Consider the following 22135-nt stretch of genomic DNA (forward strand, 5'->3'; position numbering starts at 1 on the left):
CGCTCAGGAGCTGAACTTCTCGAGCAGAGCCTTGCGCTGACGGTCGCCGAGACCGCGCAGGCGGCGGGTCGGGGCGATCTCGAGCTCGGTCATGATCTCCTGCGCCTTGACCTTGCCGACCTTGGGCAGGGCCTCGAGCAGGGCCGAGACCTTCATCTTGCCCAGGATCTCGTCGTTCTCGGCATCCTTGAGCACCTGCTGGAGATCGGTGCCACCGCGCTTGAGGCGCTCCTTGAGCTCCGCGCGGACACGACGAGCGGCAGCTGCCTTCTCCAACGCAGCGGCGCGCTGCTCATCGGTCAACTGGGGAAGGGCCACGGGGTTCCTCCGTCTTTCGTTCTCGAGTGGGACTGCATCGTTCGCCCAGAAGGCGTCCGAGGCGCTGTTGCCGTGCGACCGCGGCTGGATCGCCATCGCCGGCCTGTCAGCCGGGTGTGCACCCGGCCGACGCCATCAAATGTTGGCGGCGACTGCGACCGTACCGACGTGAGCAGGCATTTGCGAGTGCGACCCCCCGTTTTCGCGGTCTTTTCTCATGTTGTAGGGCTCTCGGTGCGTTCACGCGGGCACAGCGCCGATTCACTGTTCGCGCCATCGCCCTGACTACGTGTTTTGCATCATCACCGCAGGTCAGCGCGGCATCGCGCAGCCAGCGGTTCGCTAGCAACGCGAAAGACCCGCGTCCGGACCCCGGACGCGCTGATACGCGTGTGACACGAGTGGTGTGACCTGAATTTCTGCGATTGAGGTGGGGGGTCGCGCGTGTCGCGCCGTCCGGGGGGCCGGCGGACGTGCGGGTGACGGGCAGGCCCGCCACCGGTGTCTCAGCCCAGCGCGGCCTCGACCTCGTCGCGAGTCCTGACGAACGCGTCGCGCAACGAGGTCGGGTCCGGCCCGGCGCGAAGAACCCCGCGAGAACTGGCAGGCAGCACCCAGGCCGGATCGGCGCCGTCGAACACCACGGGCAGATCGGCGGCCGTGGCACCCTGGGCGCCCAGACCGGGCGCCAGGATCGGGCCGCGTAGATCCGCCAGATCCAGGCCGTGCTCGCGGGTGGCTCCGACGACCAGACCGACCGTCGCGGTGCCGTCAGTGTTCTCGGCGGCGGCGGCATCGACGATCGACTGAGCGACCGTCTGCTCCCCCGCTCGCGCCCGCTGGATGTCGCCGCCCTCGGGGTTGGAGGTCCGCGCCAACACGAACACTCCCCGGGAGCCCTCGCGAGCGAGGTCGAGCGCGGGGCGGAGGGACTCGTAGCCGAGGTACGGCGACGCGGTCACCGAGTCGGCGCACAGCGGCGACGACTCCGACAACCACGCCTGCGCGTAGGCCGCCATCGTCGATCCGATGTCACCGCGTTTGGCGTCGGCGATCACCAGCGCACCCGCATCCCGGCAACCCGCGATGACCCGCTCGAGCACCGCGAAACCGGCCGCGCCGAACGGCTCGAAGAACGCGACCTGAGGTTTGATCACCGCGGCCACCGGCCCGAGCGAATCGACGCAGATGTCGGCGAAGCGGGACAGGCCGTCGACGGTGACCGGCAGCCCCCACTCCTCGAGCAGCGCCCCGTGCGGATCGATCCCCGCACACAGACGCCCGCGCTCGGCGACCACACGTGCGTAGCGGTCTCCGAACCCGGACGCGTCGATCACGACCGGCCGGCCAGGTCGGCGTGCCGATTCTGCAGTGACCGCACCCCGATGTCTCCGGTCATCGCGGCCTCGATGCCCTGCACGGCGGCGGAGGCCCCCTGCACGGTGGTGATACACGGGATGTTGACCGACACCGCCGCGCTGCGGATCTCGTAGCCGTCGACGCGCGGACCGGAGTTGCCGTACGGGGTGTTGATGACCATCGTCACCTCGCCGCCCCGGATGATGTCGACGATCGTGCGCTGCCCCTCGGCGGCCTCGAAGTGCTTGCGCACCGTCTCACACTTGATCCCGTTGCGCCGCAACACGTCCGCGGTGCCCTCGGTGGCCAGGATCTCGAATCCGAGGTCGGCGAGGTGCTTGACCGGGAAGATCAGCGCCCGCTTGTCCTTGTTGGCCACCGACACGAAGATCTTGCCGCTGGTGGGCAGAGACCCGTAGGCGGCGGTCTGCGACTTGGCGAAGGCGCGCCCGAAGTCGGCGTCGATGCCCATGACCTCACCGGTCGACTTCATCTCGGGGCTGAGCAGGTTGTCGACGCCGCTTCCGTCGTGTCGCCGGAACCGGTTGAACGGCAGGACCGCTTCTTTCACCGAGATGGGTGCGGTGGCCGGGGCCTCGCCCCCGTCGCCGGTGGCCGGCAGGATGCCCTGCTCGCGCAGGTCGGCGATCGACGCGCCGAGCATGACCCGGGCACATGCCTTGGCCAGCGGCACCGCGGTCGCCTTGGAGACGAACGGAACCGTCCGGCTCGCACGCGGATTCGCCTCGAGCACGTAGAGGATGTCGTCCTTCAGCGCGTACTGGACGTTGAGCAGCCCCTTCACGCCGATGCCCTTGGCGAGCGCCTCGGTCGAGGAACGCACCATCTCCAGATCGGCGCGCCCGAGAGTCACCGGCGGCAACGCACAGGCGGAGTCACCGGAGTGGATACCGGCCTCCTCGATGTGCTCCATCACGCCGCCGATGTAGACCTCGTCACCGTCGCACAGGGCGTCGACGTCGATCTCCACCGCATCCTCGAGGAACCGGTCGACCAGCACCGGGTGATCCGGGGTCAGCTCGGTCGCCCGAGAGATGTAGTCCTCCAGGGACTTCTCGTCGTAGACGATCTCCATGCCGCGTCCACCGAGAACGTACGACGGCCGGACGAGCACCGGATAACCGATCCGGGCGGCCGTGTCGCGCGCCTCGGCGAAGCTCGTCGCGGTGCCGAACGCCGGTGCCGGTAGCCCGGCAGCGGTGAGGACCTTGCCGAACTCACCGCGGTCCTCGGCCAGGTCGATGGCGGCCGGACTGGTGCCGACGATCGGTACGCCGGCCTCCTCGAGCCGATGCGCCAGTCCGAGCGGGGTCTGTCCGCCGAGCTGCACGATGACTCCGGCGACCGTCCCCGACTGCGACTCGGCGTGGTACACCTCGAGCACGTCTTCGAAGGTCAGCGGCTCGAAGTACAGGCGATCGGCGGTGTCGTAGTCCGTCGACACGGTCTCCGGGTTGCAGTTGACCATCACGGTCTCGTACCCGGCCTCCGACAGCGTGAGCGCGGCGTGCACACACGAGTAGTCGAACTCGATGCCCTGTCCGATGCGGTTGGGGCCCGACCCCAGGATCAGGACCTTCTCCCGATCGGTCTGCGGTGCGATCTCGCTGGTCGCCGCCGGATCGAGCTCGTAGCTGGAGTAGTGGTACGGCGTCTTCGCCTCGAACTCGGCCGCGCAGGTGTCCACGGTCTTGTAGACCGGACGCACGCCCAGCTCGATCCGATGCGCGCGCACGGCCGCCTCGTCGGCGAAATCCGTGCGCAGCGCGGCGATCTGACGGTCCGAGAAGCCGGTCGACTTCGCCTCGCGGAGCAAAGCCTCGTCGAGGGTGTCGGCATCGCGCAGCTCTGCTCCCAGAGCGGCGATGCCCCCGATCTCGGCGAGGAACCACGGGTCGATCGCGGTGGCCTCGTAGAGGTCCTCGATCGTCGCGCCCGCGTCGAAGGCCAGCATCAGCTTGTACAGCCGACCGTCCTTCGGGGTCCTGATGTCCTCCAGCAGCGCGGGCAGGTCGACCGTGGCCGGGTCCGGGCGGTTCGGCTCGGCCCAGAATCCACCGGCCTTCGTCTCGAGCGAGCGCATGACCTTGCCGAGCGCCTCGGCGAAGCTGCGGCCGAGGCTCATCGCCTCACCCACCGACTTCATGGTGGTGGTGAGCGTGTCGTCCGCGCCCGGGAACTTCTCGAACGCGAACCGCGGAGCCTTCACCACCACGTAGTCGAGCGTCGGCTCGAAGCAGGCCGGGGTCTCCTTGGTGATGTCGTTGACGATCTCGTCGAGGCTGTAGCCGATGGCCAGCTTGGCGGCGATCTTCGCGATCGGGAAGCCGGTGGCCTTCGACGCCAGTGCCGACGACCGCGACACGCGCGGGTTCATCTCGATGACGACGAGCCGGCCGTCGCGCGGGTCCTGCGCGAACTGGATGTTGCAACCGCCTGTGTCGACGCCGACCTCGCGGAGGATGTCGATGGAGAGGTCACGCATGATCTGGTACTCGCGATCGGTCAGCGTCATCGCCGGGGCGACCGTCACCGAGTCGCCGGTGTGTACGCCGACCGGGTCGAGATTCTCGATCGAGCAGACGACCACGACGTTGTCGCGGTTGTCGCGCATGAGCTCGAGTTCGTATTCCTTCCACCCGAGGATCGACTCCTCGATGAGGACGTTGGCCGTCGGCGACGCGGCCAGGCCGCCGCCGGCGATGCGGTCGAGGTCCGCGTCGTCGTAGGCCATGCCGGAACCGAGGCCGCCCATGGTGAACGAGGGTCGGACGACCACCGGGAAGCCGAGTTCGGCGACGGTGTCGCGCACCTCGTCCATGGTGTGGCAGACCCGCGACCGGGCGCTCTCACCGCCGACCTTCTCCACGATGTCCTTGAACATCTGGCGGTCCTCACCACGCTGGATCGCGTCGAAGTCGGCACCGATCAGTTCGATGTCGTACTTCTCCAGCGAACCCCGATCATGCAGTGCGACAGCGGTGTTCAGCGCTGTCTGCCCGCCGAGGGTGGCCAGCACCGCGTCGATGGGATGTCCGGCGTCGCGTTCGGCCTCGATGACCTTCTCCACGTACTCGGCCGTGATCGGCTCGATGTAGGTCGCGTCGGCGAATTCCGGGTCGGTCATGATCGTCGCCGGGTTGGAGTTCACCAGGGACACGCGCAGGCCTTCGGCCTTGAGCACACGGCACGCCTGGGTCCCGGAGTAGTCGAACTCGCAGGCCTGACCGATGACGATCGGCCCGGACCCGATGACGAGGACGTGGTTGATGTCTTCGCGGCGCGGCATCAGGCACTCGCTCCTTGGTTCTTGGTCTTGCGGGACTCACGGTCGCCCTCGAGCAGGGTGACGAACTTGTCGAACAGATACGCGGCATCGTGGGGGCCGGCCGCCGCTTCCGGGTGGTACTGCACGGAGAAGGCGCGACCGGAGAGCAGTTCGACGCCCTCCACGGTGCCGTCGTTGGCGCAGACATGGCTGACGCGGGCGCGGCCGAAGTCGGAGTCGAACTCCTCCCCCGCCTCGCCTTCGAGTGCGAAGCCATGGTTCTGCGAGGTGATCGAGACCTTGCCGGTGGTGTGGTCGACGACCGGGATGTTGATGCCGCGGTGTCCGAACTTCATCTTGTACGTCGAACGGCCGAGCGCGCGGCCCAGGATCTGGTTGCCGAAGCAGATGCCGAACAGCGGGATGTCCCGGCCGAGAACCCCGCGGGTGAGTTCGACGATGTCGTCGGCGGTGGCCGGGTCGCCGGGACCGTTCGAGAGGAAGACGCCGTCGGGCTCGAGGTCGGCGATCGCGTCGAGCGCGACCGTCGCGGGCAGCACGTGGGTGCGCACTCCCCGTTCGGCGAACATCCGCGGCGTGTTCGTCTTGATCCCCAGATCGATGGCGGCCACCGTGAAACGGTGCTGATCGAGGGGTTCGACGACGTAGCCGTCGCTGGTGGTGACCTCGTCGGCCAGCCGGGCGCCCTTCATGTCCGGCTGATTGCGGACCCGGGCGACGAGTTCGTCGGTGTCGGCCAGGGCCGGACCGGAGAAGATGCCGGCCTTCATCGAGCCGTGGTCGCGGAGGATGCGGACGACGGTGCGGGTGTCGATGCCGCCGATGCCGACGACGCCCTGGCGGTCCAGCTCCTCCTCCAGGGAGGTCGTCGCACGCCAGTTGGAGACGCGTCGGGTGGGGTTGCGCACGGCATAACCGGCGACCCAGATCTTGCCCGAGTCACCGTCGACGCCGGTGCTCCCGGCGCTACCGGTGCTCTCGCCGTCCTCGGTGTTCCAACCGGTGTTGCCGATCTGCGGCGCGGTGGCCACCACGATCTGCCGGTGGTAGCTCGGATCGGTCAGGGTCTCCTGATAGCCGGTCATCGCGGTGCAGAACACCGCCTCGCCAAGGGTCTCGCCGACTGCGCCGTAGCTCCGGCCGGTGAACACCTGACCGTTCTCCAGCACCAAGACCGCTGTGTTCATTCCTGTGCCCCTTGTCCCTGTGGACCGTGTCCACTGTCATGCGTCCCGGCGAAGGCGTTCACCCAGCCGGGGTAGATCGATTTGTCGTCGGCGCGCACCCCGGAGTCGATCTCGGTTCCGCTGGGCAGGACCCAGCGGATGGCGAGGACGCCGTCGGCGGTCATCACCTTGCCCGCGATGCCGCGCTCCGTCCGGACCGCGGTGACCGACTCGCGCGGAATCCAGATGTCACTCGCACCCTGGCGCGCGATGAGGATGCCTGTCTCGAATTCGGTCAGCACCGACGACGCACGATCACCGATGTCACCGACTGTCACCCGGTTCTGCCAGCTCGGCGCGACGGTGCTGCCGAGGTAGAGGCCGGTGTCCGGGCCTCGGAGCACTGTGCCCGGGTCGGCGGGGATCGTCGGGAGTGCGCCGATGAGGTCGGCCTGCGCCGCGGTCTTCTTCCGGTTCCCCGTCACCAGCAGGTAGAACACTGAGAGGATCCCGATGGCGAGCAGTGCGACGACGCCGATGAACCAGGCGTTGAAGACGATCTTGCCGTATCCGAGCAGCGAGGCGATCACCGAGGCGACGACCAGGACCGCGAGAATCCCCGGGATCAGTCCGCGCCTTGTCCTCGCGGGTCTGGTTCGGCCCGCTCGCTTCGCTCCCGGCGCCGGGGTCATCGGGTCACCTGCCCGTCGCGAGCGGTCACCACGCCGCGCAGCACGGTCGCGGTGATCGTGGCGGGCATGGTCATCGCTTCGAACGGGGTGTTGTCCGACAGGCTCGCCAGGTCGGGACCATGGACCACCCAGGACGTGTCCGGATCGACAACGGCGAGGTTCGCGGGTTCACCCACCTCGATCGGCCGGCCCTGATCGGTGAGCTCGACGATCTGCGCCGGTCGCTCACTCATGACCCGCGCGACGCCGCGCCAGTCCAGCAGGCCGGGCTTCACCAGGATCTCCACGATGATCGGCAGCGCCGTCTGCAGGCCGAGCATCCCGGGCTTGGCCTGGGCGAACTCGCAGCATTTCTCCTGCGCGGCGTGCGGGGCGTGGTCGGTGGCCACACAGTCGACGATCCCCTCGGCGAGCGCCTGCCGCAACGCCTGCTTGTCGCGGACCTCGCGCAACGGCGGATTCACCTTGTTCACCGGGTCGTAGGTGTGCAGGACCGAGTCGTCGAGGAGCAGGTGGTGCGGTGTCACCTCGGCGGTGATCGCGATCCCCTGTTCCTTCGCCCACCGCAACAGTTCGACGGTGCCCTCCGTGGAGGCGTGGCAGATGTGGATACGCGCCCCGGCATCGCGCGCGAGAAGGGCGTCGCGGATGACGATGGACTCCTCGGCGGCGCGCGGCCAGCCCGCCAGGCCGAGACGCGAGGCCGTCGGCCCTTCGTTGGCGACCGCACCGACGGTCAGCCGCGGTTCTTCGGCGTGCTGGGCGATGAGGACCCCGAGCCCGGTGGCGTATTCCAGAGCACGACGCATCAGCAGCGGATCGTCGACGCACTTGCCGTCGTCGCTGAACATCCGCACGCCCGCGGCGCCGGCCGCCATCATGCCCATCTCGGCGAGCTGCTTGCCGCCGAGACCGACGGTCACCGCGCCGACCGGGTAGACGTCGACGAGCCCGACCTCGCGCCCCGACCGCCACACGTTGTCGGTGACGGTCGAGTTGTCGGCCACCGGGCTGGTGTTGGCCATCGCGAAGACGGCGGTGTAGCCGCCGAGCGCCGCGGCTGCCGAACCCGAGCGGATCGTCTCGGTGTCCTCGCGGCCCGGCTCACGCAGGTGGGTGTGCAGGTCGACGAAGCCGGGCAGGAGCACTCCGCCCTTGCCGTCGATCACCTCGGCCCCCTCGGGTGCGGTGACCGCCGAGCCCAGCTCGCTGATGACACCGTCGACGACGAGGACGTCGATCGGGTCTCCCTCGCCGTACGGGCGGACGGCTCTGATGAGAACGGACCCGGTCGGCGGTACGGATCCGGTTGTGGCGCTCACTGTCCAACTCCTGCAATGGTTGTGAGGGGGGTCATAGGTGGGCTCCCGCGGAATCGGAACCCACGAGCAGACGGAACAGGACCGCCATCCGGACGTGCACGCCGTTGCGGACCTGTTCGAGCACGGTGGCCTTGGGCGAATCGGCCACCGAGTAGCCGATCTCCATGCCGCGCAGCATCGGTCCCGGATGCAGGACGACCGCGTCATCGGGCAGCAGAGACAGTCGGCGGTCGTTCAGCCCGAACCGGACCGAGTACTCGCGGGCACTCGGGAAGAACCCGCCGTTCATGCGCTCGGCCTGGACCCGGAGCATCATGACGGCGTCGACGGCGGGGAGTTCGGCGTCGAGGCTGCCGGAGACGCTCACCGGCCACTGCTCGACCCCGACCGGCAGCAGTGTCGGCGGTGCGACCAGCACGACCTCGGCTCCGAGTGTCGAGAGCAGATGCGCATTGGACCGGGCGACACGGGAATGGATGATGTCGCCGACGATGGCGATGCGCCGACCGTCGAGTGATCCGAGGCGCTGACGCAGGGTCAGCGCGTCGAGGAGTGCCTGCGTGGGATGCTCGTGCGTGCCGTCCCCGGCGTTGATGACCGCGGGGCCGTCACCGTCGGGAGTCGTCGTCCAGTCGGCGATCTGGGCCGGCGCACCCGAGGCCGGGTGCCGGACGATCAGCGCGTCGGCGCCCGCGGCGTGCAGGGTCTTGGCCGTGTCGCGCAGCGACTCCCCTTTGCCCGCAGAGGAACTCGAGGCGCTGACGTTGATGACGTCGGCGCTCATCCACTTGCCCGCGACCTCGAAGGAGACCCGGGTACGGGTCGAGTTCTCGTAGAACACGGTCATCACCGTGCGCCCGCGCAGTGTCGGCAGCTTGCGCACCTCGCGCCCGGTGAGCGCCTGCTCGAAGCGCTCGGCGTCGTCGAGGAGAGCAGTGGCATCGTCGCGGCTGAGGTCCTGCGTCGACAGCAGATGCCGCATCACGAATCACTCTCCGCCGCAGCCGAACTCGATGTCGACGCGAGGACGACCTCGTCGATGCCGTCGTGCTCGACGAGATGGACCGAGACCTGCTCGTCCCGGGCCGTCGGGATGTTCTTGCCGACATAGTCTGCGCGCAACGGGAGTTCGCGATGGCCGCGGTCGACGAGGACCGCGAGCTGGACGGCCGCGGGACGACCGAGATCGCGCAGGGCGTCGAGCGCCGCGCGCACCGTCCGGCCCGAGTAGAGGACATCATCGACCAGGATCACGATGGCGTTGTCGACGCCACCCGCGGGCACCATCGTCCGCTCCAGCGGACGGTGCGGCTTGCCGCGCAGATCGTCGCGGTACAGCGTGATGTCGAGGTAACCGACCGGCACGTCGACACCCGCGAACTCACCGATCTTGGCACCCAGCCGGGTGGCGAGAGATGTTCCGCGAGTGGGGATTCCGATGAGAACGACGCGGGGTGCGTCGGGCGAGTCCAGAGCAGTCTTCTCGATGACCTGGTGCGCGACACGAGCAATCGTGCGCGACACGTCGGCGGCATCGAGCAGCACCCTGGGAGCGGGGCTGGCCAAAGCCGACCTCCTTCTCCGCCTCGCAGGACGGATCGTTAAAGGATGTCTGTCTCGCGACACTCTACACCGGGCGGCGACGCCGACGAATTCCCGCGACGTACGCCACACCCGGTGCGGATCAGTTCTGCTCCGGCCGTCCGGGTGCGGGTTCGGCGGACGCGGCCGCCCGGACCTGGGGAGCGAGTTCGGCGATCTTGGCCAGCACCCCGTTGACGAAGGCGGGCGAGTCGTCGGTGGAGAGTTCCTTGGCGAGCTCGACCGCCTCGTCGACGACCACGATCGTGTCGACGTCGAGCGAGTTGAACAGCTCCCAGGTCGCCAGGCGCATGATGGCGCGGTCGACGGCAGGGAGCCGTTCGAGGGTCCAGTCCCGCAGATACGACGAGATGACCGCGTCGATCTGGGACTGGTCGTCGGCCAGTCCCTGGATCACGGTCGCGGTGTAGTCGTGGATGGAGCCGACGCTCTCGTCCGATCGGACGTACTCGCGTCGTTCGGTGACCAGCTGGGCGGGACTGACGCCCTTGGCCTCCGCCTCGAAGAGGAGGTCCACCGCGCGGCGTCGGGCCTTGTGTCGGGTTCCGGGTTGTTTCACAGGTCAGGAGTTGACGCGGCCGAGATAGCTGCCGTCGCGCGAATCGACCTTGAGCTTGTCCCCGGTGTTGATGAACAGCGGCACCTGGATCTCGGCTCCGGTCTCCAGCGTGGCGGGCTTGGTCCCGCCGGTGGAACGATCGCCCTGCAGGCCGGGATCGGTCTGGGCGACGATCAGCTCGACGGTGACCGGCAACTCGACGAACAGCGGATTGCCCTCGTTCAGCGAGACCTGCACGGTCATGTTCTCCAGCAGGAAGCGCGCGCCGTCGCCGACGGTGGCCGGCGGCAGCGAGAACTGCTCGTAGTCCTGCGCGTCCATGAACACGTAGTCGGTGCCGTCGTTGTAGAGGAAGGTCATGTCACGACGGTCGACGGTCGCGGTCTCGACCTTCACGCCCGCGTTGAAGGTCTTGTCCACGGTCTTGCCGCTCAGCACGTTCTTGATCTTGGTGCGCACGAACGCGGGACCCTTGCCCGGCTTCACGTGCTGGAACTCCTGGATCTGCCAGAGCTGGTCGTCCATGCGCAGCACGAGGCCGTTCTTGAAGTCGGCGGTGGATGCCATGTGGTTTGTGTTCCCTTGCAGTCAGATGACGGTGAATGTCTTGTCGGTGGCGGTCAGCAGGTCGGGGTCGCCGTCGGTGACCACCAGTGTGTCCTCGATCCGGACCCCGCCCCATCCGGGCAGGTACACACCGGGCTCCACGGTGACCGCTGCACCGCATGGCAGTGTACCCGCCGCGAGTTTGCCGATTCCCGGTGCTTCGTGGATCTCCAGCCCCACCCCGTGGCCCAGGCCGTGCACGTAGTGCTCCCCGTGCCCGGCGCGGTCGATCACGTCGCGCGCCGCCGCGTCGACCGAACGGAGGTCGGCGCCCGGGGTCAGCGCCGCCCGGCCGGCGGCCTGCGCGGTCTCGACGAGCTGGTAGAGGTCACGCTGCCACGATGCGGCGCGCCGCAGGACGAAGGTCCTGGTCATGTCCGAGTGGTACCCGCCGACGACGGAGCCGAAGTCGATCTTGACGAGGTCGCCGTCGGCCAGCGCGGTGTGCGTCGGCCGGTGATGCGGGATCGCGGAGTGGGCGCCGGCCGCCACGATGGTCTCGAACGCGATCCCGTCGGCCCCGAGGCGGTACATCTCCCATTCGAGGGCCCGCGCGACCTCGCGTTCGGTCGTCCCGGCCCGCAGGACGCCGTCCGCGATGATCTGCGCCAGGGCCGCATCCCCGATCGCGCACGCCACCCGGAGCAGCTCGATCTCCCCCGGCTCTTTGACGGCCCGGAGGTTCTGCACCAGACCCGACGTGCCGATCAGTTCGACCCCGGAGTCCCCGACGGCGGCGGAGAGTGCCCGGTGCCCGGCCACGGTCTCGGTGTCGGACTCGAAGCCGATTCGATCGGCCCCGCCGGAGCGGGCGTGATCGACGAGGGCCCGCGCCACAGCGCGTTCGATGATCGGTTCGACGTCGGGCACCTGCTGGGCGACCTGGGTGAGATAGCGGCCGTCGGTGGCGATGCGGTCACCCGCCGGGTCGTCCGCATCGATCAGCACAGCGGCATTGGAGCCGGTGAAACCCGTCAGATAGCGGACGTTGACGAGGTCGGAGACGACGAGGAACGAGACCGGGTCGTCGGCGGCCCGCAGTTCGGTACGCAACCGGGCGCGACGCCCGGCCGTGTCATGGTTGATCGGCACCCCCGCCACGCTACGGCGGGCACCCGAACCGCGCGAACCGGACCACTTCGACCAGGTGTGTCCGCTGTCACCAGCACCGTGCGTAAGATGACGCGCATGTCTTCGTGGTTGGTGCGCGGTCTGACGATGACCGCAGTTCACGTCCTCGCCCGGGTGTTGCTCGGATTCGCAGTGGTCCAGGCGCCGCTGAACTCCACCGTCTGGCGCACCATCGCGATCGCCGTCGTCGTCCTCATCGCCCTGCTGTGGGGTGGTTACGACGGCATCCGTGACGCGCGCGCCAACCCGGACCCCGACGACTACGAGGACCTCACGGTGCGGTGGCTGCAGGCCGGTGTCCTGGCCGGCGTCCTCGCCGGACTGATCTCCTGGATCCTCGGCACGGTCGTCCTCGCCGGGATCGGACAGGCCAGCCTGTTCGTCGAACTCGTCGCGGGTGCGTCGTTCACCGCGCTGCTCGTCTTCGTCCCGGCCTTCGTCGGCGCGGCCATCGGCCGCTTCCTCGTGCGGCGCGACCAGAACAAGGGCGCCGCCGACGACGACTGGTCGGTCCACGAGGATCGCTCGACCCATCACGAGGACGGCATCCCGGCCGACGCGGACGCGCCGACCCAGCGCATTCGCTGAGTCGGCGCAAAGGGTGACCGGCAGCTGAGCGAGCGTCAGGCCTACAGCAGCACCGACGTGCTCTTCGCCGCCGGGCCACCCGCCACCGCGGAGTAGGCGGCCGCGATCAATCCGGGATCGGGCCCCTCGAGACGACCCGGCTTGGCCAGGCCGTCCAGGACCACGAAGCGCAGAACGCCCGAGCGGTTCTTCTTGTCCCCCGCCATGCCCTGCAGGAGATCGGCGAACGCGTCGGGGTCATACGTCGTGGGGAGCCCGACGAGATCCAGGATGGTCTTGTGCCGATCCGCGGTCGCATCGTCGAGGCGGCCGGCCAGGCGCGAGAGCTCGGCCGCGAACACGAGGCCCACCGACACCGCCGCGCCGTGACGCCACCGGTAGCGCTCCCGCCGCTCGATCGCATGTCCCAGGGTGTGGCCGTAGTTCAGGATCTCGCGCAGCGACGACTCCTTGAGATCGGCCGACACCACATCCGCCTTCACCTGGACCGAGCGCCGGATGAGATCGGGCAGCACCGGCGACGTCGGGTCGAGGGCGGCCTCGGGATCCGCCTCGATGATGTCGAGGATGGTGGGATCGGCGATGAACCCGGTCTTGATGACCTCGGCGAGTCCGGCGACGATCTCGTTGCGCGGGACGGTCTCCAGGGTGCCGGTGTCGATGAGCACGGCGTCGGGTTCGTGGAACGACCCGACGAGGTTCTTGCCGGCCTCGGTGTTGATGCCGGTCTTGCCGCCGACGGCGGCGTCGACCATCGCCAGCAGCGTCGTCGGGATGTGGATGACCCCGATGCCGCGCATCCAGGTGGCCGCGACGAAGCCGGCGAGATCGGTGGCGGCGCCACCGCCGAGGCTGATGACCTTGTCGTTGCGCTTGAGGCCGATGCGGCCGAACACCTCCCAGCAGAAGGACGCGACCGACAGGTCCTTGCCGGCCTCCGCATCCGGGATCTCCACGCGATGGGCGTCGAATCCCTTGCCCGCCAGGTACTCTCGAACCTGCTCGGCGGTCTTGGCCAGCGGCGGCTGATACAGGATCGCGATGCGGTCGGCGCCCTGTGCCGCGGCGGCCACCTCGCCGAGGAGTCCCCGGCCGATGGTCACGTCATAGGGCGCGCCGGCGTTGACCCGGATGGCGATGGGTTCGGTTTCGGACATTCTCGGCTTCCTCACATCAGTTCGCGGGCGAGTCGGACGACGACGGCGTCGGCAACCGTGTCGGGGTCGGCATCGGCATCGACGTCGAAGGTGCACACCGCCTCGTAGACGGCCGTCCGCCCGGCCAGCAGTTCGGCATATCGGGCGGCGGGGTCGGCGGTCGCCAGCAGTGGGCGGTCGGTACCGGACACGCGTTCGTATCCGCGCTCGGGCGAGACTCGCAGGTACACGACGCGCTGATCGGTCAGGGCGTCGCGCACGCCTGCGGTCGTCACCGCACCGCCGCCCAGCGACACCACCCCACCGTGGTTGTCCAGGACATCGGTGACGACGTTCTCCTCGATCGTCCGGAACGCCTCGACGCCATCGGATTCGAAGATCTCCGGGATGCTGCGTCCGGTGCGGCGGACGAGCTCGACATCGGTGTCGATGAAGTCGACACCGAGCCGGTCGGCGAGCACGCGGCCGACCGTGGACTTACCCGCCCCCATGAAACCGATCAGCACGGCCGCCGGACGACGACCGGTCGTCGCACGCGTCGGGGTCGGGGGCTGGGTCATGCCCGGGGCGGACGCGCGTCGACCGCGGCCCGGTAGGCGGCGAGGTTCGCGGCGGTCTCGCCGACCGAGTCACCGCCGAACTTCTCCAGGGCGGCCTGGGCGACGACGAGTGCGACCATCGCTTCGGCGACCACACCCGCCGCGGGCACGGCGCAGACGTCGGAACGCTGATGGATCGCGCTGGCCGTCTCCCCCGTCGACATGTCGATCGTCGACAGTGCGCGCGGCACCGTCGAGATCGGCTTCATGGCGATGCGCACGCGGAGGTCCTCGCCGTTGGTCATGCCGCCCTCGAGCCCGCCCGCGCGGTTGGTCGAGCGCAGTACGCCGTCGGCGCCGGGCACCATCTCGTCGTGGGCCTCGCTGCCGCGACGGCGCGCGGTGGTGAATCCGTCGCCCACCTCGACGCCCTTGATGGCCTGGATGCCCATCAGCGCGGCCGCGAGCTTGGCGTCCAGGCGGGTCTCACCGCTCACGTGCGAGCCGAGCCCGACCGGTACCCCGGTCGCGACGATCTCGACGACGCCACCGAGCGTGTCGCCGTCCTTCTTCGCCGCCTCGATCTCGGCGATCATCGACTTCTCGGCATCGGCGTCGAAGGCCCGGACCGGGCTGGCGTCGATGGCCTCGAGGTCGGAGATGCGCGGCGGGGGGCCGACATAGGGATCGCTCGCGCCGATCGAGATGACATGGGAGACGACGTCGATGCCGAGCACCTGACGGAGGAAGTTGCGGGCGACCGTGCCCGCTGCGACGCGGGCCGCGGTCTCTCGCGCGCTGGCACGCTCGAGCACCGGCCGGGCGTCGTCGAAGCCGTACTTGAGCATGCCCGAGTAGTCGGCGTGGCCGGGCCGGGGACGGGTCAGCGGCGCGTTGCGCGCGCTGCCTTCGAGCTCGGCCTCGTCCACGGGGTCGGCGGCCATCACCGTCTCCCATTTGGGCCACTCGGTGTTGCCGATCTCGATGGCGACCGGACCGCCCATGGTCTGACCGTGGCGGACCCCGCCGAGCACGGTGACCTTGTCGGCCTCGAACTTCATCCGCGCTCCGCGGCCGTAGCCGAGCCGGCGGCGAGCCAGTTGCTCGCCGATGTCGGACGAGGTGACCTCGACACCGGCCACCATGCCCTCGACGATGGCGACCAGGGCGGGGCCGTGGGATTCTCCGGCAGTTATCCAGCGCAACACAGTGGTCGATTGTTCCATGCGGCCGTGCCCCGTCCGACGGCGGCGCCGCCGAATCACGGGTAGCACGCGTCACAGCAGACCGGCGACGACGATCGTCGCGGCGACGAGCGCCGGCCCGTGCGGATGCGCGGCGGTACCGGCCGGCTCCCGGCGGGCCACTCGGTCGGCGAGTACCACGCCCACCGCGATGAGCGACGCGAGTGTGACGACGAGAAGCGCGGCGCCCCAGTCGAGGGCGAGCGCACCGCACGCCGCGGCGAATTTGACGTCCCCGCCGCCGCACCATCGCCTTCCGAACGCCAGCGCGTACGGGGTCGCGGCCGTCAGGACGGCCACCGCCACCCCCGGGTGGACCATGCACGCGCCCATGGCACCGCAGATCCCCGGCCAGACGAGCGTATTCGGGATCCGGCGGGTCTCGGCGTCGGTCACCGCGACCACCGACAGCCACACCAGGATTGCGCATTCACCCATCCGCCGAGCATGACGCGGGACCGACGCATCACCGCACCTCTGTCCACACGCCATTCGTCGTGTGGACGACCTCGAACGTCGCGGCGTCAGTCGGCGGTGAGGGCCTCGATCATCGCCTCGCGGGGTGCGGGGAGCCCGGTGAAGAGTTCGACCTGCCGGAACGCCTGGTTCACCAGCATGACCAGACCGCCGACGACGGTTCCGCCGGCCGCACCGACCGCCGTCGCGAGCGGCGTCGGCCAGGGGTCGTAGATCACGTCCACGACCTTGCGGGCCTGCGCCAGCGTCGACGCCAGTCCGGAGGCCGCCTCGGCGGGCACGGTCGACACGACGACGGCGGAGTCCCGACACCGGCGGTCCAGGGCCTCGGCGGGTTCGAAGGGCAGGACCTCGCCACTCAGGCCCAGCCGTTCACAGAGGTCGAGGACGGGCGCGGCGCGGCCGGCGTCACGGGCGACGACCACGACGTCGGTGACGCCCGCGCCGGCGAGGGCCATGATCGTCGGCAGGGCCGTCCCGCCCGCCCCGACGACCACGGCGAGGGGCGTGGTCCCGGACGCGATGTCGGCGCCGACCGCGAGATCGGTGAGTGCACCGGCCATTCCGTCGATGTCGGTGCAGTCGGCGCGCCATCCGGACGGCACCCGCACGAGGGTGTTGGCCGACCCGACGAGCTCGGCGCGCTCGGTGCGCTCGGCCGCGAAGTCGAGGGCCGCCCGCTTGTTGGGCATGGTGACCGAGAAGCCGATGAAGTCGGCGTCGGCGCCGGACACGATCTCGGGCAGACGATCGGCGGTGCACTCGATCCGGTCGTATCGCCAGTCGGCCAGCCCCAACGTCCGGTAAGCGGCCAGATGGATACGCGGCGAGCGCGAGTGGGTGATCGGCGAACCCAGGACCGCGGCCCGGCGGTGAGCGCCGTACGGGGAGCGGATGTCGGCGGGCACGGTGTTCACGGCGGGTCCGCCGGTCGCTGACTACATCCCGTGGCCACCAGCTTGTTACGGCAGGCGACCTCGCGATTGCGCTTGTGGTCTTCGAAGGTGTTGGCGAACAGCGTCGTCCCGGCGGTGTCGACCGTGACGAAGTACAGCCATCCGCCCGGGGCCGGGTCGAGCATCGCCTCGAGGGCCGGTACGCCGACCGCCGCGATCGGTGTCGGCGGCAACCCCTTGTAGCGGTAGGTGTTCCACTCGTTGTCGTTCTTGTAGGCCTCGCCGTGGACGTCGATGTTCGTGATGTCGGCGGTGTAGTTCTGCGTGGAGTCCATCTGCAGCAACTGGTCGCGGTCGAGGCGGTTGCGGATGACCCGCGCCACCTTCGGCGCGTCCTCGACGTGACGGACCTCGCGTTCCACGATCGACGCCGCGATGAGGGTCTCGTACGGCTCGAGCCCGGAGTTGTTGCGGTCCAGCAGCCCCCACTGCTCGAACATCGCCCCGCTCTTGGAGATCATCTCCTGCAGGATCTGTGTGGCGGTGTGATCGGGTTCGACCCGCTCCCAGGTGGTGGGCGCGATGAGTCCTTCGATCCGCCGGTGGTCGCCCGTCATCGCGGCGACGTTCTGGCGGGCCCACTCGGGTACGCCGAGCTCCTCCGGGGTGGCCTGCGCCGCGGCCTTCTCGAGGTCGGCGACGGTCACCCCCTCCTGCTGTCCGTTGACCGAGAACGACGTCGCGTTCTCGATGAGCTGGAAGATGCCCGGGGTGACCTTGCCGTCGATACCCGTCTTCGAATCGAGCTGCAGTCCCGGCGGGATCACCACCCGCCCGACCCGGTGTTCGGCACCGTCGTCGGTCAGCATCTCGACGGCGGTGGTCGCCGGGATCTGGGTGCGCATCTTGTACAGCCCACCCGACATCGGCTGTCCGCCTGCGGCATCGACGAAGGCGCGCACGCTGCCGACCACGTCGGCGTCGACGAGGATGCGGCCGAAATCGGCGAGTGTGGAGTTGTCCGGGATGTCGACGACCACGTCGCCGGCACCCGCCGCGTTGGTGTAGTCCTTGCGCGACTCGAGCAGGCCGGTGGCGCGCACGCCGTAGTAGCCGACGCCGGTGATGAGCGCGAGCATGAAGACGATCGCGAGAGCCAGCACCGCACGACGTCTACCCCGGCTGCGCGTGCGGCGCGGGGCACGGCGCGTCTGCGGCTCGGACTCGGTGTCGTCGACCCCGGCCCACCAGTCGTCGGGCTCGTCGACACCCCGGCCCGATGCCGGGGCCGCCGGAGCGGGGTCGTGAACCTGACGTGCGGTCTCGACAGGCGGGCCGTACCGCGAGTCGTCGTATGATTCGTCGGCGTAGCGATCCTGCTCGTACCCGGCGGGTTCGTAAGCGACTGGAGCAGAACGGAATCCGTCGTCGCGGGACCCGCGGACGGGCGGCTCCGGGGCAGGCGGCTCCGGGGCGGGCCGCTCGGGGGCGGGCCGCTTCGGGGCGGGCTGCTCGGGGGCGGGCGGACGAGCCATCGTGGCATCGGTGTCGGACTGCGGCGGCGCGGGGCGCGGCGCGACCGGCGGCGGGGTCGGCGTCTGTCCCGGCGGGATGCGGACCGGCGTCGCGCGCGGCCGCGGCGAGCCGGCCACCGGACGCGCCTGCTCGGCGGGCGGGACGGGCGGCGGGACCGGCCGACGGCCGGCCGGGTCCGCGGAGTCCGGACCGGTCCGGCGGCGACGATGCCGCGTGTGCGGGGACCCCTCGGCGGACTGGGTGAAATACCGCAGACGCTCCGGATCCATGCCCTCGGTTCGGCGTCCCTGGCCGTCGCGGTGGCGTGTGCGACGCCGATCGTCGGTCACCGGAGGCTCCCCTGACTCACCGTCGTGCATCCAACCACCCCTGAAGAATAGCGACCGCCGCGGCCTGGTCGATCACCGCGCGCGAGGACTTCACCGTCCGGCCGCTCGCGTGCAGTGCCTGCTGTGCGGTCACCGTCGTGAAACGTTCGTCGTGCCACTGCACCGCCACCGGGTCTATCCGGGACGCGAGTCGGTCCCCGAAAGCACGTGCGGTCTCCGCCGCCGTGCCCGCGGTGTTCTTGAGTGTCTTCGGGAGGCCCACGACCACGCCGACGGCCTCGTACTCGGTGACCAGGGCCGCGATCCGGTCGAGATCGTCTGTGCGCGACGGAGTCCGGCGCACCGTCTCCACCGGCGTGGCGAGGATGCCGTCGGGGTCACACACGGCGACGCCGATCCGCACGCTCCCGACGTCGATGCCGAGGAGTCGTCCTCGGGTCCGCGGCGCAGCGTCGGGCCGGGATTGCGGGTCGGGCATCAGGCGACGAACTCGCGGATGCGGGTCAGCGCGGCGGCGATGCCCGACGGATCGGTACCGGCACCCTGAGCCAGGTCGGGTTTGCCGCCGCCACGTCCGCCGAGCAGCGGTGCGACTTCCTTGACGAGGTCGCCGGCCTTGATACCGGCGTCCCGCGCGGCGGCCGTGGTGGCGATCACGAACGGCACCTTGGCATCCGGCCCGTCACCGCTCGGCGAGAAGAGCGCGATCACCGCCTGCCGGTCGGCGACCCGGCCACGCAGGTCGGTCACCACCGAGCGGAGCCCGTTGGCGTCCAGGCCCGGCACCCGGCCCTCGACCACGAGCGTCGCACCGACGGTCGTCGCGGTCTCGAGAAGACCGGAGACCGCGGCCCGTGCGGCGTCGGCGCGCACCCGCTCGAGTTCCTTCTCGGCGTCGCGCAGCTTGGTGACGAGCTGCTCCACGCGGCCCGGCACCTCCTCGGACGGCACCTTCAGCGACGACGCCAGCCCGGCCAGCAGCGCCCGTTCCTTCGACAGGAACCGGAACGAGTCCATGCCGACATACGCCTCGACGCGCCGGACGCCCGAGCCGACCGAGGATTCGCCGATCAGGGTGATGGGTCCGATCTGGGACGACGACGCGACGTGCGTGCCGCCGCACAGCTCCATCGAGAACGGCCCGCCGATCTCGACGACGCGGACGACGTCGCCGTAGTTCTCGCCGAAGAGCGCCATCGCGCCCATCGCCTTGGCCTCGGACAGACCGGTCTCGAAGGTGTTGACCTGATAGTTCGCCTCGACCGCGGCGTTGCTGATCTCCTCGATCTCACGACGCTGGGCCTCGGTCACCGGACCGCCGGCGTTGAAGTCGAAACGCAGATAACCGGGACGGTTCAGGGACCCGGCCTGCGTCGCCCCGGGGCCGAGGACCTCGCGCAGCGCCGCATGGACCATGTGGGTGCCCGAGTGGCCCTGGGTGGCGCCGTGACGCCAGGCGGTGTCCACCGCGGCCAGGACCTCGTCGCCCTCTTCGATCTCACCCTCGTCGATGCGGACCTTGTGCAGCCACACCGACTTCCCGACCTTCTGCACGTCGGTGACCGACATGCGAACTCCGGATCCGGTGCTGATGGTGCCGATGTCGGCCATCTGTCCACCGGACTCGGCGTACAGCGGCGTGCGGTCGAGAACGACCGTCAGCTCCTGCCCGGCCGATGCGGCGGGCAATCGCGCACCGTCGGCGACGAGGCCGAGGACGCGGGCTTCCGACACCAGCTCGTCGAAGCCGGTGAACTCGGTCGGCCCGCGGTCGAGGAAGTCGCGGTAGACGCTGAGATCGGCGTGCCCGGTCTTCCGGGCGGTCGCGTCGGCCTTGGCGCGTTGCTTCTGTTCGGCCATGAGCGCGGTGAAGCCCTCTTGGTCGACGGCGAGACCGGCCTCGGCCGCCATCTCCAGGGTGAGGTCGATCGGGAAACCGTAGGTGTCGTGCAGGGTGAAGGCGTCCGACCCGGTGATGGTGCTGCGCGACGCGGCCTTGGTGGCGGTCGCGGCGTCGGCGAACAGCTTCGAACCCGCGGCGAGGGTCTTGGAGAACGAGGTCTCCTCGCCCACCGCCACGTCGACGATGTGCTTGCGCTGGGTCTCGAGTTCGGGATACGACGGCGCCATCAGATCGATGACCTTGCCGATGATCGTGCCCATGGTGGGCTGACTGTCGCCACTACCGAGCTGATTCGGCCCGCTCGCTCCGCTCCCGGCGCCGAGCAGACGCATGGACCGGACGACCCGCCGCAGCAGACGACGCAGGACATATCCCCGGCCGTCGTTGCCGGGCAGCACTCCGTCGCCGATCAGCAGGGCCGACGTGCGGGCGTGGTCGGCGACCACGCGGAACCGGACGTCGTCGGCGTGCGAACCGGCGCCGTAGGCCCGCCCGGACAGCTGCGCGGCGAGATCGATGATGGGCTTGCACAGGTCGGTCTCGTAGACGTTGTCGACGCCCTGCAGGATGCAGGCCACGCGCTCGACGCCCATGCCGGTGTCGATGTTCTGCTTCGGCAGCGGACCGAGGATCTCGTAGTTGTCCTTGCCGCCGCCGGGGCCGCGGACGTTCTGCATGAACACGAGATTCCAGATCTCGATGTAACGGTCCTCGTCGGCCTCGGGGCCGCCTTCCACGCCGTACTCGGGCCCGCGGTCGTAGAAGATCTCCGAACAGGGACCGCACGGGCCGGGCACGCCCATCGACCAGTAGTTGTCCTTCATGCCGCGTCGCTGGATGCGTTCGGCGGGGACACCGATCTCATCGCGCCAGATGGCCTCGGCCTCGTCGTCGTCGAGGTAGACGGTCGGCCACAGCTTCTGCGGGTCGATGCCGAAGCCGCCGTCGGCGACGCTGTTGGTCAGCAGCGTCCAGGCGAAGGTGATGGCCTCCCGCTTGAAGTAGTCGCCGAAGGAGAAATTGCCCGCCATCTGGAAGAAGGTGTTGTGCCGGGTGGTGATGCCGACCTCGTCGATGTCGAGGGTCCGGACACACTTCTGCACGCTGGTGGCCCGCGAGTAGGGCGGGGTCTGCTCACCCAGGAAGAACGGCTTGAACGGGACCATGCCGGCATTCACGAACAACAGGTTGGGATCGTCGAGCAGCAACGAAGCGCTCGGCACCTCGGTGTGCCCGGCCTTGATGAAGTGGTCCAGGAACCGCTTCCGGATGTCATGCGTCTGCACTGTGGGTTTCGTCCTGCCGTTGGTGATCGCAGCCGTTGGTGGTGGCGGCCGTTGATGTCGCGACATCCCAGCCTACCGTCGGCGGGTCGTCGAACGGCGCAGGGACTCTCAACTG

General features: G+C 69.5%; 20 protein-coding genes. 1 reads left to right on the plus strand and 19 read right to left on the minus strand.

Going from position 1 to position 22135, the window contains the following annotated elements:
* Positions 1–3: 3 nt before the first annotated feature.
* From mihF to ABIC25_RS00990, 11 genes are all read right to left on the minus strand, one after another.
* Positions 4–318: an integration host factor, actinobacterial type gene (mihF, locus tag ABIC25_RS00940; RefSeq protein ID WP_004021989.1), complete on the minus strand. Its 315-nt coding sequence runs from the start codon at positions 316–318 to the stop codon at positions 4–6.
* 506 nt (positions 319–824) lie between these two features.
* Positions 825–1655 (minus strand): orotidine-5'-phosphate decarboxylase, encoded by an 831-nt coding sequence (gene pyrF, locus ABIC25_RS00945; protein WP_239398581.1) that lies wholly within the window; start codon positions 1653–1655, stop codon positions 825–827.
* A complete protein-coding gene (carB, locus tag ABIC25_RS00950) occupies positions 1652–4987 on the minus strand; it encodes a carbamoyl-phosphate synthase large subunit (protein WP_239398579.1) in 3336 nt (1111 codons plus the stop codon). The genes pyrF and carB overlap by 4 nt, the downstream gene beginning before the upstream one ends.
* On the minus strand, positions 4987–6174 hold the full coding sequence (gene carA / locus ABIC25_RS00955; protein WP_354559563.1) for a glutamine-hydrolyzing carbamoyl-phosphate synthase small subunit: 1188 nt from the start codon (positions 6172–6174) through the stop codon (positions 4987–4989). Before carA ends, carB begins: the two co-directional genes overlap by 1 nt.
* Positions 6171–6845 carry a PH-like domain-containing protein gene (locus tag ABIC25_RS00960; protein WP_248645369.1) on the minus strand — a complete coding sequence of 225 codons (675 nt, stop codon included), beginning with the start codon at positions 6843–6845 and terminating at the stop codon, positions 6171–6173. Before ABIC25_RS00960 ends, carA begins: the two co-directional genes overlap by 4 nt.
* Entirely contained in the window at positions 6842–8167 is a 1326-nt protein-coding gene (locus ABIC25_RS00965; protein WP_354559565.1) for a dihydroorotase, read from the minus strand. Before ABIC25_RS00965 ends, ABIC25_RS00960 begins: the two co-directional genes overlap by 4 nt.
* Positions 8168–8198: 31 nt before the next feature.
* The gene (locus ABIC25_RS00970; protein WP_354559846.1) at positions 8199–9149 is read right to left on the minus strand and encodes an aspartate carbamoyltransferase catalytic subunit; all 951 of its coding nucleotides are present in this window, start codon (positions 9147–9149) and stop codon (positions 8199–8201) included.
* The gene (gene pyrR / locus ABIC25_RS00975) at positions 9149–9733 is read right to left on the minus strand and encodes a bifunctional pyr operon transcriptional regulator/uracil phosphoribosyltransferase PyrR (protein ID WP_354559567.1); all 585 of its coding nucleotides are present in this window, start codon (positions 9731–9733) and stop codon (positions 9149–9151) included. Before pyrR ends, ABIC25_RS00970 begins: the two co-directional genes overlap by 1 nt.
* Before the next feature lie 118 nt (positions 9734–9851).
* The gene (gene nusB, locus ABIC25_RS00980) at positions 9852–10328 is read right to left on the minus strand and encodes a transcription antitermination factor NusB (RefSeq protein ID WP_004020881.1); all 477 of its coding nucleotides are present in this window, start codon (positions 10326–10328) and stop codon (positions 9852–9854) included.
* 3 nt (positions 10329–10331) lie between these two features.
* Complete coding sequence (gene efp / locus ABIC25_RS00985; RefSeq protein ID WP_004020880.1) at positions 10332–10895, minus strand: elongation factor P; 564 nt, start codon at positions 10893–10895, stop codon at positions 10332–10334.
* A 21-nt stretch (positions 10896–10916) separates the two neighbouring features.
* Positions 10917–12026: a M24 family metallopeptidase gene (locus ABIC25_RS00990; protein ID WP_354559568.1), complete on the minus strand. Its 1110-nt coding sequence runs from the start codon at positions 12024–12026 to the stop codon at positions 10917–10919.
* 96 nt (positions 12027–12122) lie between these two features.
* On the opposite strand from ABIC25_RS00990, the gene ABIC25_RS00995 reads away from it, so the two are divergent.
* A complete protein-coding gene (locus ABIC25_RS00995; protein ID WP_004020878.1) occupies positions 12123–12653 on the plus strand; it encodes a B-4DMT family transporter in 531 nt (176 codons plus the stop codon).
* 41 nt (positions 12654–12694) lie between these two features.
* Here the strand turns inward: ABIC25_RS00995 and aroB are convergent, their stop codons facing one another.
* From aroB to alaS, 8 genes are all read right to left on the minus strand, one after another.
* Positions 12695–13810, minus strand: a complete 1116-nt coding sequence (aroB, locus tag ABIC25_RS01000) for a 3-dehydroquinate synthase (protein ID WP_248645366.1) — start codon at positions 13808–13810, stop codon at positions 12695–12697.
* A gap of 11 nt (positions 13811–13821) precedes the next feature.
* Positions 13822–14370, minus strand: coding sequence for a shikimate kinase (locus tag ABIC25_RS01005; protein ID WP_004020876.1), 549 nt, complete (start codon positions 14368–14370; stop codon positions 13822–13824).
* Complete coding sequence (aroC, locus tag ABIC25_RS01010) at positions 14367–15575, minus strand: chorismate synthase (protein ID WP_004020875.1); 1209 nt, start codon at positions 15573–15575, stop codon at positions 14367–14369. The genes ABIC25_RS01005 and aroC overlap by 4 nt, the downstream gene beginning before the upstream one ends.
* 51 nt (positions 15576–15626) lie before the next feature.
* Positions 15627–16031 carry a prepilin peptidase gene (locus ABIC25_RS01015; RefSeq protein ID WP_239398569.1) on the minus strand — a complete coding sequence of 135 codons (405 nt, stop codon included), beginning with the start codon at positions 16029–16031 and terminating at the stop codon, positions 15627–15629.
* 86 nt (positions 16032–16117) lie between these two features.
* Positions 16118–16987, minus strand: a complete 870-nt coding sequence (locus ABIC25_RS01020) for a shikimate dehydrogenase (RefSeq protein WP_354559570.1) — start codon at positions 16985–16987, stop codon at positions 16118–16120.
* Positions 16984–18861 carry an endolytic transglycosylase MltG gene (gene mltG / locus ABIC25_RS01025; RefSeq protein ID WP_354559572.1) on the minus strand — a complete coding sequence of 626 codons (1878 nt, stop codon included), beginning with the start codon at positions 18859–18861 and terminating at the stop codon, positions 16984–16986. Before mltG ends, ABIC25_RS01020 begins: the two co-directional genes overlap by 4 nt.
* Positions 18848–19309, minus strand: coding sequence for a Holliday junction resolvase RuvX (ruvX, locus tag ABIC25_RS01030; protein ID WP_239403930.1), 462 nt, complete (start codon positions 19307–19309; stop codon positions 18848–18850). Before ruvX ends, mltG begins: the two co-directional genes overlap by 14 nt.
* Positions 19309–22020, minus strand: coding sequence for an alanine--tRNA ligase (alaS, locus tag ABIC25_RS01035; protein ID WP_239403931.1), 2712 nt, complete (start codon positions 22018–22020; stop codon positions 19309–19311). The genes ruvX and alaS overlap by 1 nt, the downstream gene beginning before the upstream one ends.
* Between the last annotated feature and the right edge of the window lie 115 nt (positions 22021–22135).

It is taken from the genome of Gordonia sp. PvP123 (genome assembly GCF_040547295.1).
Lineage (GTDB): Bacteria > Actinomycetota > Actinomycetes > Mycobacteriales > Mycobacteriaceae > Gordonia > Gordonia terrae.

Excerpts from the sequence above, each read along its gene's own strand:
- mltG (WP_354559572.1), bottom strand. The coding sequence starts at position 18,861 with ATGCACGACGGTGAGTCAGGGGAGCCTCCGGTGACCGACGATCGGCGT.
- carA (WP_354559563.1), bottom strand. The coding sequence starts at position 6,174 with ATGAACACAGCGGTCTTGGTGCTGGAGAACGGTCAGGTGTTCACCGGC.
- aroB (WP_248645366.1), bottom strand. The coding sequence starts at position 13,810 with ATGTCCGAAACCGAACCCATCGCCATCCGGGTCAACGCCGGCGCGCCC.
- ruvX (WP_239403930.1), bottom strand. The coding sequence starts at position 19,309 with ATGCCCGACCCGCAATCCCGGCCCGACGCTGCGCCGCGGACCCGAGGA.
- aroC (WP_004020875.1), bottom strand. The coding sequence starts at position 15,575 with ATGGAACAATCGACCACTGTGTTGCGCTGGATAACTGCCGGAGAATCC.
- ABIC25_RS01015 (WP_239398569.1), bottom strand. The coding sequence starts at position 16,031 with ATGGGTGAATGCGCAATCCTGGTGTGGCTGTCGGTGGTCGCGGTGACC.
- carB (WP_239398579.1), bottom strand. The coding sequence starts at position 4,987 with ATGCCGCGCCGCGAAGACATCAACCACGTCCTCGTCATCGGGTCCGGG.
- ABIC25_RS01005 (WP_004020876.1), bottom strand. The coding sequence starts at position 14,370 with ATGACCCAGCCCCCGACCCCGACGCGTGCGACGACCGGTCGTCGTCCG.
- efp (WP_004020880.1), bottom strand. The coding sequence starts at position 10,895 with ATGGCATCCACCGCCGACTTCAAGAACGGCCTCGTGCTGCGCATGGAC.
- ABIC25_RS00960 (WP_248645369.1), bottom strand. The coding sequence starts at position 6,845 with ATGACCCCGGCGCCGGGAGCGAAGCGAGCGGGCCGAACCAGACCCGCG.
- ABIC25_RS00995 (WP_004020878.1), top strand. The coding sequence starts at position 12,123 with ATGTCTTCGTGGTTGGTGCGCGGTCTGACGATGACCGCAGTTCACGTC.
- ABIC25_RS00970 (WP_354559846.1), bottom strand. The coding sequence starts at position 9,149 with ATGCGGCATCTGCTGTCGACGCAGGACCTCAGCCGCGACGATGCCACT.